14 protein-coding genes are annotated in these 18,359 nt (G+C 45.8%); 4 read left to right on the forward strand and 10 right to left on the reverse strand.

Annotated elements, in window-relative coordinates:
- Window positions 1-157: 157 nt before the first annotated feature.
- From EKM98_RS08940 to EKM98_RS08965, 6 genes are all read right to left on the reverse strand, one after another.
- Entirely contained in the window at window positions 158-6,208 is a 6,051-nt protein-coding gene (locus EKM98_RS08940) for an MBG domain-containing protein (RefSeq protein ID WP_068281022.1), read from the reverse strand.
- 105 nt (window positions 6,209-6,313) lie between these two features.
- Window positions 6,314-6,784 (reverse strand): VOC family protein, encoded by a 471-nt coding sequence (locus EKM98_RS08945; RefSeq protein ID WP_125636173.1) that lies wholly within the window; start codon window positions 6,782-6,784, stop codon window positions 6,314-6,316.
- A gap of 503 nt (window positions 6,785-7,287) precedes the next feature.
- Complete coding sequence (locus EKM98_RS08950) at window positions 7,288-7,551, reverse strand: hypothetical protein (protein ID WP_068223152.1); 264 nt, start codon at window positions 7,549-7,551, stop codon at window positions 7,288-7,290.
- Window positions 7,552-7,627: 76 nt separating this feature from the next.
- Window positions 7,628-7,810 (reverse strand): type II toxin-antitoxin system Phd/YefM family antitoxin, encoded by a 183-nt coding sequence (locus EKM98_RS08955; protein WP_068223145.1) that lies wholly within the window; start codon window positions 7,808-7,810, stop codon window positions 7,628-7,630.
- A 355-nt stretch (window positions 7,811-8,165) separates the two neighbouring features.
- Complete coding sequence (locus EKM98_RS08960; RefSeq protein WP_068223143.1) at window positions 8,166-9,449, reverse strand: DnaB-like helicase C-terminal domain-containing protein; 1,284 nt, start codon at window positions 9,447-9,449, stop codon at window positions 8,166-8,168.
- Window positions 9,439-10,479: a conserved phage C-terminal domain-containing protein gene (locus tag EKM98_RS08965; protein WP_068223142.1), complete on the reverse strand. Its 1,041-nt coding sequence runs from the start codon at window positions 10,477-10,479 to the stop codon at window positions 9,439-9,441. Before EKM98_RS08965 ends, EKM98_RS08960 begins: the two co-directional genes overlap by 11 nt.
- A gap of 813 nt (window positions 10,480-11,292) precedes the next feature.
- Between EKM98_RS08965 and EKM98_RS08970 the strand changes: the two genes are divergently transcribed.
- On the forward strand, window positions 11,293-12,456 hold the full coding sequence (locus tag EKM98_RS08970) for an LCP family protein (protein ID WP_068377023.1): 1,164 nt from the start codon (window positions 11,293-11,295) through the stop codon (window positions 12,454-12,456).
- Window positions 12,457-12,756: 300 nt separating this feature from the next.
- On the opposite strand, the gene EKM98_RS08975 is transcribed toward EKM98_RS08970, so the two are convergent.
- The 4 genes from EKM98_RS08975 to EKM98_RS08990 form a co-directional block, all read right to left on the reverse strand.
- Window positions 12,757-13,350 carry a type IV toxin-antitoxin system AbiEi family antitoxin domain-containing protein gene (locus EKM98_RS08975; RefSeq protein ID WP_068223133.1) on the reverse strand — a complete coding sequence of 198 codons (594 nt, stop codon included), beginning with the start codon at window positions 13,348-13,350 and terminating at the stop codon, window positions 12,757-12,759.
- A 120-nt stretch (window positions 13,351-13,470) separates the two neighbouring features.
- Window positions 13,471-14,229: a hypothetical protein gene (locus tag EKM98_RS08980; protein ID WP_125982137.1), complete on the reverse strand. Its 759-nt coding sequence runs from the start codon at window positions 14,227-14,229 to the stop codon at window positions 13,471-13,473.
- 404 nt (window positions 14,230-14,633) lie between these two features.
- Entirely contained in the window at window positions 14,634-15,518 is an 885-nt protein-coding gene (locus EKM98_RS08985; protein WP_100070974.1) for an RluA family pseudouridine synthase, read from the reverse strand.
- 459 nt (window positions 15,519-15,977) lie between these two features.
- The gene (locus EKM98_RS08990) at window positions 15,978-16,079 is read right to left on the reverse strand and encodes a putative holin-like toxin (RefSeq protein ID WP_225359756.1); all 102 of its coding nucleotides are present in this window, start codon (window positions 16,077-16,079) and stop codon (window positions 15,978-15,980) included.
- Between the two features lie 541 nt (window positions 16,080-16,620).
- On the opposite strand from EKM98_RS08990, the gene EKM98_RS08995 reads away from it, so the two are divergent.
- The 3 genes from EKM98_RS08995 to EKM98_RS09005 all read left to right on the forward strand — a co-directional run bounded on the left by EKM98_RS08995 (window position 16,621) and on the right by EKM98_RS09005 (window position 18,221).
- A complete protein-coding gene (locus EKM98_RS08995; protein ID WP_068223124.1) occupies window positions 16,621-17,181 on the forward strand; it encodes a sigma-70 RNA polymerase sigma factor region 4 domain-containing protein in 561 nt (186 codons plus the stop codon).
- A 248-nt stretch (window positions 17,182-17,429) separates the two neighbouring features.
- Entirely contained in the window at window positions 17,430-17,645 is a 216-nt protein-coding gene (locus EKM98_RS09000) for a hypothetical protein (RefSeq protein WP_068223121.1), read from the forward strand.
- A gap of 330 nt (window positions 17,646-17,975) precedes the next feature.
- The gene (locus tag EKM98_RS09005; protein ID WP_068223118.1) at window positions 17,976-18,221 is read left to right on the forward strand and encodes a DUF2922 domain-containing protein; all 246 of its coding nucleotides are present in this window, start codon (window positions 17,976-17,978) and stop codon (window positions 18,219-18,221) included.
- The last annotated feature ends 138 nt before the right edge of the window (window positions 18,222-18,359 follow it).

Raw genomic sequence — 18,359 nt, forward strand, 5'->3', positions numbered from 1 at the left:
CCGTAATTTATCGAAAATCAGTTTGCCGATCTTCTAACTAATTCAATCGGAAATAAAATTTTCCAAACACAAAATAGCCTGCTAAACGTCATTTTCAACGTTTAGCAAGCTATTTCACGTCTATTTACAAATCAAAGTTCAATTTACGAAATAAGCGTTATTCTTTTTTCTTTCTCAAAGCTACCATCGGCGCAAATAAAGCAACTAAGAACGCACCAATTAGGGCAAGGAATGATTCGTTAGCCGCGCCTGTTTGTGGCAACTTAGCCACTCCCAGCGCCGCATTAGCCTTAGTCCGTGGCGCTTGGGCCGCCTGCGCCTGGGTCAAACTTTTAGCACTAACGTTGGTCCTATTAGCTATAGCCGTCTGTTCAGTGGTCATTGCCGGTTGCGTTACGTTCGCCAAATCAGTTGGTGTTGCGGCGCCGGCGGCCGTTGAAGTCGCGGCGGTACCTGGAGTTCCCGGGGCTGTTGAGCTCGTCGCGCTACCTGGGTTGCCTGGTGCCGTTGAACTGCCTGCCGAGCCTGGGTTGCCCGGGGTAGCCGAACTCGCTGCTGATCCTGGGTTGCCTGGTGCCGTTGAACTGCCTGCCGAGCCTGGGTTGCCTGGTGCCGTTGCGTCATTTTTGGCGTAGGTGACTGTAACGGTAGCGTCGGAATCTGCCGTAGTTACACCAACCACAGCCGCAACCTGTTTCTGATCAGGTGTATAGCCCGTAATGTCTGGTGAAACTTTGGCCGAAAAACTATCGTCACCATTTTCCGCAGTCCAGTCAGTGTAAGTGGTGTTACCCGTTACTTTATCCGTGGTTGCTGTCCGGGTGAAGGTCACGCTGTCAGTCACATCCGCTGCGGCCGTGGTCCCATCCGAATACTGATAATGAACTGTTTGGTTAACGGTTTTACTCTCCGTCGCCGTGCTTGTGGCGTGCACAAGGTGAACCAGATAGCTTTGCGTGGTTGCACCGTCGCTATCAAAAATAAACTGTGAACCAGGATAGTCGTTACTGACTAGTGTATAGCCGGCCAAAAGATAGCTGTTAACGCGGTCGGTCGTTAGGTAGCTGCTAGTGCCGCCACTAACTCCCGTCAGGTTATCAACGATTAGCGTTTTTCCAGTCGTATCATCAACGTAGCTCACCGTTGCACTTTGTGTATTGGCGGTGTAACTAATCTGCGTATCTGCCGTTGGTGACGTTGGTGTTGGTGGCGTGTAGCCTGCTTCAGGATCGTTAGGGTCAACTGGCGTCAAAGCCGTGCCATCGGGACCAGTTGGTGTATAACCAGGAACGTACGGAATCACGGGGTTACTTGGATCATTGGTTGGCGTGGTCACCGTACTTGGATCATTAGGGTCAGTTTGGTAGGGCGTGGTCGTTGGTTTGCCACCGTTTGGCGGTGTTACCACGTAACCGCCGACTTGGGCGTAAACTAGGGTGACCGTTTGATTCGTACTATCGTCACCATCATAATCCAACTCTTTGCTAGTGCCATCGTTTTTAAGGACGTAACCATCAACCACTTTACCAACACTGCTAAAGTCCACCGCCGTCCCCGTTTTACCGGTCAAAGTATAGCTACTCTTGCCAGCAGAATTGGTAACAGCCTTACCCGCTTCATCCACTAAGTTCACCGTCACCGTTTGTGTATCGGCGGTGTAACTAATCTGCGTATCTGCCGTTGGTGACGTTGGTGTTGGTGGCGTGTAGCCTGCTTCAGGATCGTTAGGGTCAACTGGCGTCAAAGCCGTGCCATCGGGACCAGTTGGTGTATAACCAGGAACGTACGGAATCACGGGGTTACTTGGATCATTGGTTGGCGTGGTCACCGTACTTGGATCATTAGGGTCAGTTTGGTAGGGCGTGGTCGTTGGTTTGCCACCGTTTGGCGGTGTTACCACGTAGCCGCCGACTTGAGCGTAAACTAACGTGACCGTTTGGTTGGTGCTATCGTTGCCATCATAGTCTAGGGCTGTGCTAGTACCATCAGTCTGCAATACGTAACCATTAACCACTTTACCAACACTACTAAAGTCTACCGCCGTGCCCGTTTTACCGGTTAAAGTATAACTACTCTTGCCAGCAGAATTCGTAACGGCCTTACCTGTTCCATCAACTAAGTTCACCGTCACCGTTTGTGTGTCCGCGGTATAACTAATTTCAGTATCCGCTGTTGGTGACGTTGGTGTTGGCGGTGTATAACCTGCTTCCGGATCGTCAGGGTCAACTGGTGTCAAGGCCGTGCCATCGGGACCAGTTGGCGTGTAACCTGGTACGTACGGAATTACCGGATTACTTGGATCGTTAGTTGGCGTGGTCACCGTACTTGGATCATTAGGGTCAGTTTGGTACGGCGTGGTCGTTGGCGTGCCACCGTTTGGCGGTGTTACCACGTAACCACCAACTTGAGCATAAACTAACGTGACCGTTTGGTTGGTGCTATCGTCGCCATCATAGTCTAAGGCTGTGCTGGTGCCATCAGTCTGCAATACATAACCATTAACCACTTTACCCACTGAGCTAAAGTCCACCGCCGTGCCCGTTTTACCGGTTAAAGTATAACTACTCTTGCCAGCAGAATTCGTAACGGCCTTACCTGTTTCATCCACTAAGTTCACCGTCACCGTTTGTGTATCTGCGGTGTAACTAATTTCAGTATCTGCCGTTGGTGACGTTGGTGTTGGCGGTGTGTAGCCTGCTTCAGGATCGTTAGGGTCAACTGGCGTCAAGGCCGTGCCATCCGGGCCAGTTGGTGTGTATCCTGGTACGTACGGAATTATCGGATTACTTGGATCATTAGTTGGCGTGGTGACTGTACTTGGATTATCAGGGTCAGTCTGGTACGGCGTTGTCGTTGACGTGCCACCATTTGGCGGTGTTACCACGTAGTCACCGACTTGGCTGTACTGGTAAGTGACAGTTATATTTTCGCCACCAATTGTGCCACTGGCGTTCGTTGGTAGACCAGTCAAAACATAACCGGCAATTACGGCCGCACTAGTTTTATATGCCGCGCCATTTTCGTAGATCGTATCGTCAACACTGGCGGTTTTAATTTCTGCGCCAGTCGTCGCGTCAACGTACTTAGTTGTCACTACAGGTGTAATCTCCAGGTTGCCACTAATACCAACTGCTTTAACGAGCAAGTACAACGGATTGGCGGCGGCAAAATCATTCAAGCCCTGATCGCTTAATTTAACCACATAACTCCCTGGTTTTTCACTAGTAATGCCCGAAAGATCCAGGTCACCAGAACTCGTCGCAACTTCGTAATAATTGGCGTTGGCAGTAGCGGTCCAGTCAGTGGGCACAGTATAACCAGTCGGTACGTAAACTAAATAACTAGTTGGATCCGTGCTAGTCAGGCCATCATAAACCTTGGCCTGATTTTGAACCGTAATTGCCGTTACCTGATCGGCCACATCACTTTCGTTGACCTCTTCTTGGTAATAAACCGTGTAAGCGTTACCGGCACTAACCGTCGCTTCTGAAGCGATTGGATTAACAATCTGTGGGAAAAGCTGTGGTGTGATTACGGAACTATTCACCAAAACGTAAGTATGTCCATTCGCCACAATCGTTGCTTGCAGCTTCGTCATCGGATCATAGGTGGTCTGGGAATCGCCAGTAAAGGTTACTGCTCCTAATTTCGTATTAGCTGGTCCCACCAAATTATAGGTGTCTTGGACCTGGCCCGTGACAATCGTGTAAGGATAAATAAAATTAGTATAACTAGAATTAAGTACGTAAGCACCAGTAATACCAAGTGCATTGGCCACCGATGCAACGTTGGAATAGCCGCTTAAAGTAACTGCATAGTCCCCTTGCGTATACGCTGGGTCACTGGTCAAATACATTACGGATGAATCAGGTGAACCAGCATTAGTTCCAACGTAGCCAGATGTTGTCCCAGAGTCGCCGTTTGCAACAACAGGCAGATCAAATAGGCCGCCCACCGTATTTACTGAGCCAAACTGAATTTCAAAAGTTTGCCGACCATTGTAGTCAGTCAGTTGAGTTACTGTTAGACCCGAATAAGCAACATTCCCGCTTTCCAATTCAGCAATAATGGCAGCCTTTAATGTTTCCGCCGGCGTAGGTGACTGCGTGTACTGATTGGCGGCATTCACCGTCGCAATATCAAAGCCACTAGGAATGATCACGAATTCCGTTAAATTGGAAACTGTTAATTTACCCGCGTTATTATTCAGTAAGCGTAATTCTAAAGTTAAGCCAGAACCATCAGCGATGGTAAATGCCTGGCCTTCACTCTGACCTTTAATGGTGACATAATAGTTGCCTGGATTAAAATGTGTTGTTGCTGTAGCTGCGGTATTGACCGTAATCGAGCCAGTCTGAACGTTGTTGCTATCAAAGGATACCGTTGGGTTGTCCGCCTTTAAAGTAGTCAAAGCGGCAGCCGTCAGAGTCACGCTATAACTGCCATCCACACCTAATTGAACGTTGGAAGTATCAAAATAAGAAATTGGAACATTGTAGACGATAGAATTCTGCCCTGTATTATCGTAAGAAACCGTCCAATCAGTTGGTGCAGTTAAACCGTCATTTAACGTCACACTCAGCGTTGTTGGTAATTTTGTTGTGGCTGTTGCGGCCCCGACAATCACCTTGTTATTGACCATAATCGTAAAGTTGCCGGCGACCACTGCATCTGCCGTCACGGCGTAATTTGGATTAGCGGCCTGTAGATCACTCAAGCCTTGTGCGCTTAGCGTAATTGGGTAAGTCCCAATACTTTGGCTACTGACACTGGTCAAGTCGCCAGTACTAACTGGTACATCATAAGTAAGGATTGTGGAACCGGCAGTATTACTACTATCCAGCGTCCAAGTTGTTGGTGCAGTTAAGAAACTAGGTAACGTGACCTGATAGTTAGTCGGCATATTGGTTGCGTCATTATCAAAATCTTTTGACTGCGAAACAACCTTAATTGCCTGGGAAGGTACCAGGGCCTGTTTGATGGTTAACGTTCCCGCCGTCACATCGGCCATGGTAACGTCAACGCCTGGATTGGCCGCTTGAATTTCCGCCAAACCAGCCGCCGTTAGCGTAATCTTGTAAACTCCCGCATCCTGCGCCACCGCCGTTAAATCAATATCGCCAGATGCCCCAGCAATCATCGTATTATTTGTGCCGGATAAGTACCAAGAAGCCGGCGCCTTTAAATTAGAAGACAAAATAACCTGATACGTCACTGGTGTACCCGGCTGATCATTATAAGTTTTGCTGACATTGCCAATAGTAATGTTGGTTGCGACTGCAGCCGTTACCACCCGGGCCATTTTAGCCGCGGTGGCCACCACACTAGTAGCTGTTGCGGCGGAAGAAATCAATGTTTGGTTGGCGCCACTGGCCACTAAATTATTGGCCAAATTAATTGCCGCCACTTGCTCGGCGTTATCTGTGGTTGCCGGGCTAGGAACGACTACCGTGGCCCCGCTAACATTTGCCACATCACTAGCCGTAACGGCGGCAGTATCGCTAGCTGCACTACTGCTGGTACTTGAAGCGTTAGTTGGGTCATTTGAGACCGCTGAACTCTCGGCCGAACTGGCCGTTGAGCCAGCAACACTGCTTGGTGGCGTGGCCGTACTGGAAGCAGCCGGCGTAGTTGATGAAATACCTGAAACCAAGCTTTGATCATTAGTTGAGCCGCCACTTTGCTTTAGCGCGGAACTAGCAACACTGCTGGCGGCCGAACTCGTTGCATTGGAACCAGTAGTTCGACTGCTAGTTGTAGTCGCACTGGCGGCACTACTTTCATTTACCGCTGAACTGGCCGTACTTTTAGCGGTGCTCTGCTTAGCAGCGGAACTGGCCGCGCTGGAAGCTGTACTTGCCTTTGCCTCAGTGCTGGTCGCACTGGTAGCGCTGCTCTGCGTGGTCGTAGAACTGGCTGCACTAGAAACCGTACTCTGACTGGCCGCCGAACTGGTGGCACCTGCCTTCAACGCCACTGTTTTAGCGGTTAATTGATTGGCCGCAGAAGTCGCCGTCTCAGTGCTGGCCGAAGTTGCGTCACTAGTGTTACTAGTCGCCGCTTCCGTATTAGTTGTCAAACCAAATAGAAGCGCTGAACCCAGCGTTGCCATAGAAATACCAGTATACAACCAACGTTTGCCAGCCTTATACATTTTATAGTGTTGCTTAACATCCCGTTGCGCATTTAATAATCGACGAATTTTCATTATTCACTCTCCTTACTTAATTTACTATTTTCTTGAGTGCCCGCTAATTAGTTCCAATCCAAAATTATTTTCAAAAAACTAATGCCGCCTACAGTCTAACTACAATTAGGCCCCTGGGTTAGGCTGGGACCAAGAACGCAGTTGCAACATCCACTGAATTTGGTATTTATCGGTGAACATCCCCAGTTTGGCGCCCCAGCCCTGATCAGCCAAAGGCATATCGATTTTGATGGTTGGCTCACGCATTAGGCGGTCGTACAGAGCCTGTGCAGTCGCCGATTTCTGAGCATCATCGCTATCAATATCAAGCAATAGACGGGTACTGTTGGTCAAATGCTGATTTTGTTCAAAGTTGTCCGCCGCGTAAAGCCACTCACCTAAAATGGTAAATGCCGCGTGCATCGTTAACTGGGAAAAATCCACCCCACTTGGAACCTGCATGGCTTGCGCCGCCGCGGCCGTTACCGGTAGACGAACAATATTCTGGGCATCAAAAACGGTTTGATAATAAGCCAGTGCTTCCTTCGTATTAGCAAAAGTTAAATATGGATAAATTGCGCTGTGAGCCGTCATCATAATCCCTCCATCACTGGCAGTTCATGCTGTTACACTGCCTTTTCAACTACGTTTACATTAAATTGATCAAGTAAATGTAAAACCATTTTTTAATCACAACTAACTAAAATAGCCCTCATTAAAATCTATTATAGTCCCACTCCTAAATAAAAAAAATCAAGTTTTCAGTGACTTTCTTTTGTCTTTTGACACTTTTTCAAGGCAAGCCTTTCTATGTCTGAATCAGTGTTGCTTATGCAAGTATACCGCTTACATACTAATAGGGACACAGCAAAAATAAATTTACCGGTCCCTGTTTCATTGACACATCTAGCGTGTTTCTTAACTATTTTTATTAAAATAGTGGTGGGAGTGGTGGAAAAAGCGGTTAGGTTCTACTCCGCAATTGGGGATTATTATTGGCTTCGCTGACGATGTCGATCGAACTAAGATGAACCGAAGTCCGAATCGCAACCTACCTAGGAATGGTATTAGTAACCGTATTTTTCAACGCTTGGTCAAAATTAGTCTTCTTGCGCCCCTAACATTTTTAAAACAGCTTGCGCGTTGGCCTGATTCAGGCATAGAAAACGAACAAATTCTAGAAAATTCAGCCTATCACTTTGACGGTACCACAGCTGACCAAGCCGCCCTAGCCTTTCATCTGGATACAGCTTTCGATCTAAGTAATCTTTGGGGCACCAGGCTGAGCTTTGTGGGCTTGTCATTAATGTCCCCGACGCCACACGATTGCTAGGTGCAACCTTATTAGTTTCTGTTTCTGCCATGGCTTAGAACCTCCTTCTAGGATCGATACATTTTGCAGTAGTTATGCAATTAATTCCTTAATTGACATTTCATCCCTTACAGTTTCAATTTTTCACCTAGCAAATTCTGTAGTTCCGCCTGCCAGTGATGGGCCGCCAGCAAAACGACCACGTCACCGGTACGCGTGTTGCGAATTAGCAGGCTGCCGCTGTTCCGGTCCACCTCGCGGACTAGCCGGTTGAGCTGCGTTTTGGCCTCCGTCACGGTTAATTCTTGCATGAAATCACCTCCTAGCCTTTTAGGTCTATTTTGTGCAAGCACAAAATCCTATTTACGGATGATGTCCATTCTCCTAGTGCAAAGCTCGCACACTCGAAACATGGCACCTCCTAGCCTTTTAGGTCTATTTTGTGCAAGCACAAAATCCTATTTACGGATGATGGCCACTAGCGCAACAAGTATTGTTAGCAACTTAGAACCGTTGCCTTTATTTGCTTACGTTGTCCATAGCAGTTGCCAAGCAAGCTTGGACTGCTAGTGGCATTCTCCTAGTGCAAAGTTCGCACACTCGAAACATGGCACCTCCTAGCCTTTTAGGTCTATTTTGTACAACTCACACCTGCCAGCCCCTCACTTATTTAACCCTATTTTCCAGCTCCTCCCCGTGTTGGGGTAAAAAGATCATCTGCCGGGGGAGAAACAAAAAGCTGAGCTCGGCCAGGCTGCCAGAGCGATTTTTCTTAAACAATAAGTTCACGTAGCGCTCGGTCTGGCGCTCTTCGGCCTGATTGGGGCAGTAAAGAAAGGCCACCACGTTGGAATCCTGCTCGATACTGCCGGATTCGCGTAAATCTGCCAGCTGCGGCGTTTTGTCTGGCCGTTTTTCTAGCTCACGATTTAGCTGGGAAAATAGCACAATCGGGATATCCAGCTCGTTGGTTAACAGTTTTAATTCCCGGGTGATCTGCTCAATTTCCAGACGGCGATCACTAGAGCGGGCCTGCACTCGTTCCAAACTAGTGATTTGCAAATAATCAATCACCGCAAAATACTTACCCTTTGGCGCCCGCCGCGCGTTATCGCGAATCACTTTGATGATTTGTGGCAAAACTAAAATCTTATCGTGGAGATTCATTTTTTGTTTGATCACGGTGGGCACAATTTTTTTAACGCTGGCTTTTTCGTTGCCGGTCAAAACCCCCGCTGGATTGCTAAACTTGTTGACTGGAATGCCCGTGTGGTACGAAACCGTGCGGTAAAAATTATCTTCGCCGGTCATTTCTAGGGAAAATAAATCAGCCACCACTTGTGGATCTGTCCGTAAAGCGCTCTGAATTAAATTAAGGCCAAACGCTGATTTACCAACTCCCGGCCGGGCGCCGATTGTCCACAAAACACCACCGTGTAGGCCATTGCCCAAAACAGAATCGACGTCCGCAAAAGTTTTAATGCCCGTTGGCCGCGGATTGTCCAAATAGTGCAGCAAATCCGCCCCGTAATCGGATAATGGTTTAGTGGGCAACGCAGGCAAATTCATGTCGTGAAGTTCTTGGCCTAACTGCAAAACGAAATCCAAATTTTCCACACTGGGGTATTTCGTGTATTCACTGGCCCGGGCCTGAATTTCACCCTGCAAATACCAAAAGTGCAGGCCGTGGACCGCATCGTTAAAACTGGCCTCACTAACTTTGGCACTGCGCATTTCCTGCCACTGCTGCTCGTCTAATTCAGCCGGGAAAGTGGCCAAAAAGCGCGTCTGAATTTCGTTAGCACTTTTAAACTCACCACGATTGTCCAAAATAAAACGCAGCAGCGTCCGGTAATGTTCAGCTCCCAGCCACTTGGGTTGAATTAGTTTCGTTTTAATCACTTCTGGATGGAGCAACAAATAGGCGCAAATCTGAATTTCAAACATCATTTAAGGCGGCCTCCACTTCTTTTTGGCTAAAATTGGCGTGTTCAACTTCAATCACCCGCATGATTCTACTTAAATCACCGTTATTTTGCTGAATGATTAACTTTAAATACTCCTGACGACTGTGCTGGATCATTTTCGGTTTGGCGCCGTTACTAGGTTGAACGGGCAATTCGTTACAGTATTGGGCAAATTTGGCCCCGCAAATAGTTAACGGCCGAATGTAGGCGTGAAAATCGGTATTAGCCCATTGCTGCTGTTTGTACTGAATGACTCTTTTGATCAACGCAGGCGAATGACCGTTGCGCAACTGAATTAAAAGCGGCTGAATATTTTCAATGGCGACACCAAAATTTTTGCCGGTGAGTTGATTAAAGTCCCGCAGTAATTTTAATAGCACTTGCTTTTCCGTTGCCGTAATTTCTAGAGCATCCCACTGGGCCTGTTCCTGCAACTTAAGCAGCCGCTGCCGTCTCAAGGCCGCCTGCTTTTCCACCGCTAGTAACTGCTGGTAAGTTGGGGTTGATGCGTTAGTGGCCGAATTGGCCATTGCCCCGGACGTTGAATTTAAGCCTAGCCGAGTTGTTGGATTAAACCTTGCGACTGCTTTTTCTCCAGCAATAGTGTTACTTTGAAAATCAGCTTTCCCCCCAGTTGTTTCAGCGACTTGAAAACCTGCCTTCGCCCCGGCCATTGCGGCGGTCCCCTGCTTTTCGGGGATAACGTAACGTTGCCAATCCAGGATTTGTAAGTGTTGTTCGGCCGTCCAACAAACTAATTTGGCGGCGATTAAACCCGCTAATGTCGCTTCCAGGTACTCGGACCGATAGCTGTGACAAAAGTGGCGGATCTGCGCCAATTGAATGGGTTCGCTTTTTTTTAAATAGATTTCACCATGATCATTTACCTTGGCCGCCGCAAATAACAGTTCCTGAAATAAGAAATAGTAACTCTTTCCTTGACTGAAGTTGGTACTTCTAAATAGGTATTGAATTTTAGGACTGTTTAAAAAGTTATTTGGTAGTTGAATCATCTTCTTAAACCTCTTTTTTAAATTATTTTTTTAAACCTAACAGAACTAATAACAATTTAGCAGCCTATTTTGTGACCCAAATTGACCAAATTTCCGCCCAAAAAGCGTTTTTTTGTAAACTTTTTGTAAACTTTACAAAAACTTTACAAAAAGTTTTGTTCACTATTTCGTTTTAGTAAAAAGTCATTCATTGATTTTCCATGATCGCTTATCCTTCACAACGAGTCATGATCAGGCAATTCAACACGCCAAATAAGTACCGGCCAATCGGCTTATTTGCCATTGCTGCCAGCTGTGCTCCTTAGACTAGTTTTCAATAATCCACACCAATCCAGCAGTGGCTGCTTCCCGAGATTCGCCGCCATTTTTAGCCGCACTTCATAATCTTCAAAGTTTCTTTACAATTATCAGCGAAATTAGTGCTATTATTATTTAAATAATCAAACCATAAATTTAGCGCCGACCAAATACGTTTGAAAAAGCAGCTTCCGATGCTTTCCCGGACAAATTTAGTTTAAACGTGTTTGAAAAAAGCAGCTTCTTGCGGTGACTGAGATGAACTTAGTTGCAAGCAGTTATTGGCTTTATAACTGTGTCCCTTGGCTTTTGCCACAAGAATGGCCATCGTCCGTAGCATCAGGATTATTAGCGTTTTGGGCTGCGCTTCGGACTTCGATTCATCTTAGTCCGATCGCCATCGTAAGCGCGGCTAGTAATAATCCCCAATTGCGGAGTAGAACCTAACCGCTTTTTCAAACACTCTAGATCAACGAAAGAGGGTCGCTTGTGAGAAGACGTAAACAAAAAAAACGGATGGGTAAATGGAAATGGGTCCTCATAATTGTGTTGCTGGCGCTTATTGGCGTCGCTGTTTACGCAGGGGTGGCTTACTACAAGGTTCAGCAAACCGCCAATGATGTTTATTCCAATGCCGATTCGGCTAGCAAATCAGCCAGCCAGCAAATTAAGGCCAAAAAGCCAATCTCGATCCTACTATTAGGTATCGATACTGGTTCCGATGGTCGCACCGATAAAGGTCGTTCCGACACAATGATGGTCGCGACGATCAATCCGAAAACCAAAAAGACAACTTTAATGAGTATTCCCCGGGATACCTTAGCTTCAATGAAGGCTGATGGCGAAAGCTCGATTCAAAAGATTAACGCCGCCTACCAAATTGGCGGTTCAACCACGGCCAAGAATACCGTTAAAAATTTACTTAACGTGCCAATTAACTATTACTTAACGATTAACATGGGCGGCATGAAGGATCTGGTCAACGCAGTCGGCGGCGTCACCGTCACTAGCAAGTACACCTTTAACTTCAACGGCATCACAATCACTAAAGGCACCCACCACTTAAACGGCAAACAGGCACTCACCTTCGCCCGCATGCGCTATCAGGATCCTTTAGGCGATTACGGCCGGCAATTACGCCAGCAACAAGTGATCAAGGCTGTTGCAAATAAATTGTTATCCGCCAACAGTTTGACCAATTATCAAAAAGTTTTGAACATCGTCAAAAAGAACATTCGAACCGACATTAGTTTTGGCGACATGACGGCCATGGCCAAAAGCTACCGGGCAGCTGGTGACACGATTAAGTCCGATCAACTGCAAGGCCAAGACGCCACGATTAACGGTGGCTCTTACCAAATTGCTTCTACTAAGGAACTTAATCGCGTCTCCAAAAAGTTGCGCAACCAATTAGGGCTGAGCGCGGCCAAGGTGGCCAACAAGGAGGTTTCCATGAATAAAGCGAACCCTTACTTTGATGGCGTCAACTACACCACCTACAATGTGGAAACAGACACCAGCGAAACCGACGCCACCGGCACTGAAGGTACTGAATCTAGTGGGACTAACGAAACTACAGGAACCACAGGAACGCAAGGTAACACCCAGCAGAGCAGCAGTGGTCCTACTGCAACCTGGTCGCAAAATAACAGCGCCAACCAGCAAGGCGCTAACTGGTAGTGCGTTCTACCGGGACATAAAACTGACTAGCAACTGTTTTTCATTGAAAGAAAGTAAATTCAAAAGGCGTCCACCTGACTAAATTAGCCGGGCGGACGCCTTTTTTTGGTGAATTTTATTTGGCAAATGACTGGAAAATCTTGATCCTGCGACCGGTAAACGTCTTATTTGCTGGTTTGGGTCGGGTTTGGAAAAACGGAAGTCTAGTATCCTCCGAGCACTCCCTGGGATCAACATTATTAAGCTTAGCCTGTTTTTTCACATAGGCCTTCATTTGCATGGCGTTCGTAAAACGGTCCTTCATAGTAGTACTCCCATATAAGTGCGCATTTTTTCTTCAACCTTAAGTAGCTTGGCAAAGTGCATCAGCTGAATCAGATTTCTATCTGACCGTTTAACGTAAGCCTGCATGGCATTCCGAATAATTTCATCTTGCGCAATATGTGGTGAACGAATAATATCACATAGTGTTCGCTCAATCCCATAAACCGCTACTCGATTGCCATATTCTGTCTTAACAGTTGTAACGCCAAGCCTTCTTAGAGTTTCAATTTGCCAGTAAGGCCTAATCCTTAATTCTTCAAAATGTGGTGAGTTATAGCCTCTAGGAAAAGTCATTTCTAAAAAGTTTGGTGTTTTATCGGTCAGGTCGTACAGATGCAGTGCTGTCTCCCTACAAAAAATTCCTTTTGTAAACCGTAACTGTGCCAAGGCAAATTCATCCTCAAAAGAGGTTGGATCAATGTACACCCCCGGTCCAACGCGTTCAATTAACCCTTGTTTAACCATTCGACTTAAAATAGAAGAGACGATCCCTTCCAAAAGAGCTTGTTTGGCCGTAAAAATGCCATTGTACTTGGTTAGTAATAATTGCGCCTGGTCGGTTAACACCATTCTTTCACCCTCGTTCTATTGTTCCTTATATACGACATTATATCATATTTAGTTGTACATAAGGAACATACCGTAGCAAAAGAAAAATTTATTTTTAAAAATACCTCCTTAAAGAAAAAGTTAAGAAAGCCCACAATACCGCCGTTCCCTAATCTGCATCTGTTTGCTAAGCTGCTTGTAATCACGGTCATCGAGAAACTTGTAAACCCTTTTCAAATCGACAAGGTTTTCTTTAATGGCCTTCCAATCAGGCTGCTCTAATTCAAAATCGGCCATCGTGCGGGAAAAGTAGCCGTCGTTAGGGACCGGATAACTGATGGTGACCTGATAGTCGCTAGTCATCCGCAATAGTTGCTCACTGCCTTTGCGCAGATTGAAACGCAGCCGGGCCGCCTTGTGCATCGACCGCATTATCGTTTGAGCCTTGGCCCCAACCCGCACCTGTAGGCCAGTTGTAAAAACGAGATCACTCACCGCAGCCGCCACTGGCTGAGCGTTATCAAAATGTTGCCCAACCACCCAGTACAACTCTTTAGTCTTTTCACGACTCAGCGGCACCAATACCAAGCGTCCCATTGTGTAGGGCACTAACCGCGTTTGCCCAGTTGAACGGGCCAGCCGTTTCGAATCGCCGTAGTGAAAGCATTGCTGATTAAAATAACCCATGACTAATTTTTCGGCAGTTTCTGGACAGAAATACAGGTGCCCTTCCACCGTGACCACAACGCTATAATACAGCTCCCCCGCGCGTTCCACCGCCGGATTCAGTTCCGCCACTAACATCGCGTTACTGCCTAACTCATTGTGCTGGTGAAAACGCGCCTGCTCGTAATACTGCGCCAAGTTCGTCACGTCAATCAGGTTCGGTAGCTTAGTCATCCCAGCCACCACCCTGCCGCTTAAAATAACAACTGTCTAATTTATTCCCAAAAGTAATCACTAATTTACCCCTCCGTAACTGAATTAGCATTCTTTTACGCAATTTGCGAAAAATAATGCCTTTCCAGCATAACAAATTTGTTAGCGTTAACAAATAAAGGTGGGAAAATTTTAATTTAAAACCGCGATCTTCTAATTCCTATCTCGCGTAATCGTCATTTAGTTGCCACCGCGCTGTTAGAGAATTTAATTAGGCGACTAACGTTAAACTATGCTCACCTATTTTTCAGGACAGCGATCAATCTAAAAGACTAATTTTGGCAAACAAAAAAGGACCCAAATACAGGTCCCACCAAAAAATTAAATCCAATCATTAACCAGCAACGACCACCATAACCAGCCCTTCAATCCGCAAGCCTTAAAAAACTTTCCGGCAGCGGCGCCGTTACCATAACTGGCGTAAAACTAAAGGGCAACAACAAACGCATTTTTGCCGAATGTAAAAATAACCGGGAATAAGCCGCGGCCTGGGGATCGTACAACGGATCGCCTACCACAGGGTGACCTAGATAACTAAACTGCACCCGAATTTGGTGGGTCCGGCCGGTTTCTAATTGAATCGCTAACAACGATTTGGTCGGTGTTTCTTGTAAAACGCGGTAGTGCGTGACTGCGGTTAGCGCGTTCGGCCCACCAATTTGCCGTTTGCGTTTATCTAACGGATCGCGCCCAATTGGCAAATTGATCGTACCCCTGGCCGGCAAATGTCCGTGAACCCAGGCCCGGTACTGCCGCGTGATTTTCTTACTACTAATCAAACGATTGAGAATCGGCAGCACCACCGGATTTTTTGCAACAACAAGAGCCCCGCTAGTAGCACGATCAATTCGGTGAACCACATAGGCCGGCGACTGCAAATAAGCCGTGACGTGACTCATCAGCGTGCCCTGCTCCCCCGGCCGATTCGGGTGCGTTTTAATCCCCGCCGGCTTGTCCACCACCAATAAGTCGTCATTTTCGTACAAAACGTGCACCAAACTAGCGTCACCGCCATGATAATCAGGCTGTGGCGTGCTGAAATCCCCCGCGTAAAAAGTTAGTAACACATCATCACCCGTTTTTACCGGTGTGTAAACAGATTGATAACGCCCATTTATCCGGACTATGCGCCGAATTCGCAAATAATAACAAATTGTTTTCGGAATCAATAAATCACGACGCAGATACTGCTTTAACCGGTGGCCCGACTGCGCGGCGGTCACGGTACAGTGATACTGCCATTTTTGCATAACATTCTTCCTTCAGTTTTCAGACTACTTTTAGTTTAACCAAAAATAAGGACGCTGCCAAATTGATTTGGGTGTGGGATTATGTTACGAACGTGTAAGTTCATTGATGAATGACACTTATTATGCTATCTTGAAGATACAAAAAACGGGATCTGCTCAAACAGATCCCGCGCAAAAACCGTTTAAGACGGTTGACATTTTGTATATTTTAACTAATAAAAATTAGTCGTCATACTTCGTCAAAAGTATAGTAGACGGCTATTTTTTATTGTCATTAAGTAGTTTAACAATTGCGATGAGGTATAATTCATTGATGAATGACACTTATTATGCTATATTGAAGATACAAAAAACGGGATCTGCACAAACAGATCCCTCGCAAAAACCGTTTAAGACGGTTGACATTGTATTATTGGACTAAAATAGTCGTTCATACTTGGTCAAAAGTATAGTGGACGGCTATTTTTTATTGTCATTAAGTAGTTTAACAATTGCGATGACTAGGCTGATCAGGGATATTACAAACATCCCAAATCCCAACATTAACGTCAACGCTGCCACTACAGACAACTAGGCACCCCCTTTCCTACTGGATTTTGATCATCACACATAGTGACCATCTCACTTTCAGATTGGATTTGCCAACCGCCTCAACTTCCTTGCTGATGTGATTATAGCATAAGAAATTCAATCAAGATACGAAATAAAATTTAAATTAATAACTCTGTTTAATAGCACAAATTTCCTACTACATAACGGAATAACCTGCGTAAAACGGCCCCTACTTTTTTGCAATTATTGGGCCAAATTAGATTAACCTCTCACTTTTATGCCACCCATAAACTATAGTCGAAGACATTTTCTTGTCTTCGGCTTTCTTTATACCAATTCCGATTAAATACCCACAAATATTCAAAAAGTCTCCCCACCCAATAGCCTTTATCATTGATTTGCCGAACAATACTTGGCCGACATTTTTCATGATTTGCTTGTCACATCTTAAAGTTAGCGTTTACATAGTTATTTTTAATTTTGTTATTCTTAAACCGTTTTCTAGCGCTAGGAAACACAATTCTGCCTTCACGGCAAAGGAGTGTTTCTGTTGACCCAAAAAACTGATTTAGAACAACAAGCCTTTTCCTGCCTCGCCGCCAATCCTGGCATCATTTACGGTGCGCTCAAGGCCGCCGGTATCTATTACTGGCATTCGGAATTCGCCGATTATTACCAAGATAGCGTCCTCGATTACGTCACTGGCTTCGTGGATTACTACCAAAGTGGTAGCCAGCTCAACCGGGAAAGTTACATCTACACCCACATTATTTGGGCAAACAAAAATCGCCGGAATAATTTTAGTAAACAACAAAATTGCTGCGTTTCTAGCGAACTACTGCAACGAACCGAAAAGCCTGACGATATGGCCGAATTTACCACCAAAGAAGCCAGCCAATTCAGTGACCTGATTGCCACAATTCAGGCCGATGACCATTTTAACCTGCTGATGACTAGACTTAGCGAAAATGAGCGCTATTACCTCTGGCGCGCCTACCGAGCCGATAAAAACATGGTCCAAATTGCCAAGGAGTTAGGTATTAATCGCCGCAGTGTTTACCGAATTCGCGATCGAGTTCGGCGCCAGGCTGAAAATCTGTTCAGCGATTAAGGTCACAAATCCGGCCGCTAAATTGTTATTAGTATGTAAGGGTAAAAATGGTGGCCACCTGATTAGATCTTACAAAATATTTAGAGTGCGGAAAAAGTAGTAAAATTGTTTAAATGTGCTCCAAAAGGCAAATTCCTGCGGTTAGCTACAGAAGTCGTCTCGGCCGTTTCACGGCCAATCCGCCTTCTTAGGCTAATCCTCAGAATTTAACCGCCTTTTTCTGCACTCTATAACAGGAGGACAATCTCATGGATGATTGGATTAAAACGAACGTTGAAATTAAGGTCACTGGACCTGACATCGCCAACGAAGCGACACGGGTTTTTCATGACTGCAAAGAAGAAGTAACGCCAGAACAGCTAACTGGTCTTGGCAAAGTTGTTGAGAATCTCTCCGGTCAGCGTGCCAACGCCGCCGTTACCGTTTATTACCGCCGCCACGACTTTCCCGGAATTGAGGAATAGTCCAGCGAACTAGACCGTGTTTGAAAAATAAGTCCCCGGATGCCTTTCCAAACACGCCTAAATTAATGAAATGCGGTTTTAGTCATTGATTTAACGAGTCCCACTGCCAATTAGTGATCACACTGACTATAGGTTAACTGTAGAATTCAGGCGCAAAAATACACGGATTAATCGAAAACTACAGTTAGTCTCGCAGACGATCCCAAAACGGCCTAAGCATTAAGGCGATGCTATTTTTTCTAGGTACACTAGAAAAAATAACCAGCCGCCGTGACTGAAATTTTGCGATTAGCGTAAAATCGATCCTAAAGAATTAAGGAGGTCCCACCTATGAAACAACTTGATATGGAATTTACCAGTGAAAACGGCAAAGAGAAGCATTTGCGAATGAATTACGCTTCCCAGAATCTTGACGAAACAACTGTCAAGACGGCAATGCAGACAATCGCCGAACTAAAAATGTTCGAAATCGATTTTGCCAACCCCTACGCCCACCCAGTTCAGGCCAGCTACACTGAACGCACAGTAACACCAATTTTCAGTGATAAGAAAAAGAGTGAAAAAGCGGACGCGTAAGCTTGTAGTTTAACGCACAACTAGTAGTACAGTAATTACCAATTGGGTTAGTTTTCTTCTAACTAAAGGTTGAAAGTTAAATAGTTACCCAATACCCCAGTCTGCTGGGGTATTTTAATACAAAAATAGACATGAAAC

This window comes from Loigolactobacillus iwatensis (assembly GCF_003950295.1).
GTDB classification, from domain to species: Bacteria; Bacillota; Bacilli; order Lactobacillales; family Lactobacillaceae; genus Loigolactobacillus; species Loigolactobacillus iwatensis.

Excerpts from the sequence above, each read along its gene's own strand:
- EKM98_RS08940 (WP_068281022.1), bottom strand. The coding sequence starts at position 6,208 with ATGAAAATTCGTCGATTATTAAATGCGCAACGGGATGTTAAGCAACAC.
- EKM98_RS08945 (WP_125636173.1), bottom strand. The coding sequence starts at position 6,784 with ATGATGACGGCTCACAGCGCAATTTATCCATATTTAACTTTTGCTAAT.
- EKM98_RS08950 (WP_068223152.1), bottom strand. The coding sequence starts at position 7,551 with ATGGCAGAAACAGAAACTAATAAGGTTGCACCTAGCAATCGTGTGGCG.
- EKM98_RS08955 (WP_068223145.1), bottom strand. The coding sequence starts at position 7,810 with ATGCAAGAATTAACCGTGACGGAGGCCAAAACGCAGCTCAACCGGCTA.
- EKM98_RS08960 (WP_068223143.1), bottom strand. The coding sequence starts at position 9,449 with ATGATGTTTGAAATTCAGATTTGCGCCTATTTGTTGCTCCATCCAGAA.
- EKM98_RS08965 (WP_068223142.1), bottom strand. The coding sequence starts at position 10,479 with ATGATTCAACTACCAAATAACTTTTTAAACAGTCCTAAAATTCAATAC.
- EKM98_RS08970 (WP_068377023.1), top strand. The coding sequence starts at position 11,293 with ATGGGTAAATGGAAATGGGTCCTCATAATTGTGTTGCTGGCGCTTATT.
- EKM98_RS08975 (WP_068223133.1), bottom strand. The coding sequence starts at position 13,350 with ATGGTGTTAACCGACCAGGCGCAATTATTACTAACCAAGTACAATGGC.
- EKM98_RS08980 (WP_125982137.1), bottom strand. The coding sequence starts at position 14,229 with ATGACTAAGCTACCGAACCTGATTGACGTGACGAACTTGGCGCAGTAT.
- EKM98_RS08985 (WP_100070974.1), bottom strand. The coding sequence starts at position 15,518 with ATGCAAAAATGGCAGTATCACTGTACCGTGACCGCCGCGCAGTCGGGC.
- EKM98_RS09000 (WP_068223121.1), top strand. The coding sequence starts at position 17,430 with ATGGATGATTGGATTAAAACGAACGTTGAAATTAAGGTCACTGGACCT.
- EKM98_RS09005 (WP_068223118.1), top strand. The coding sequence starts at position 17,976 with ATGAAACAACTTGATATGGAATTTACCAGTGAAAACGGCAAAGAGAAG.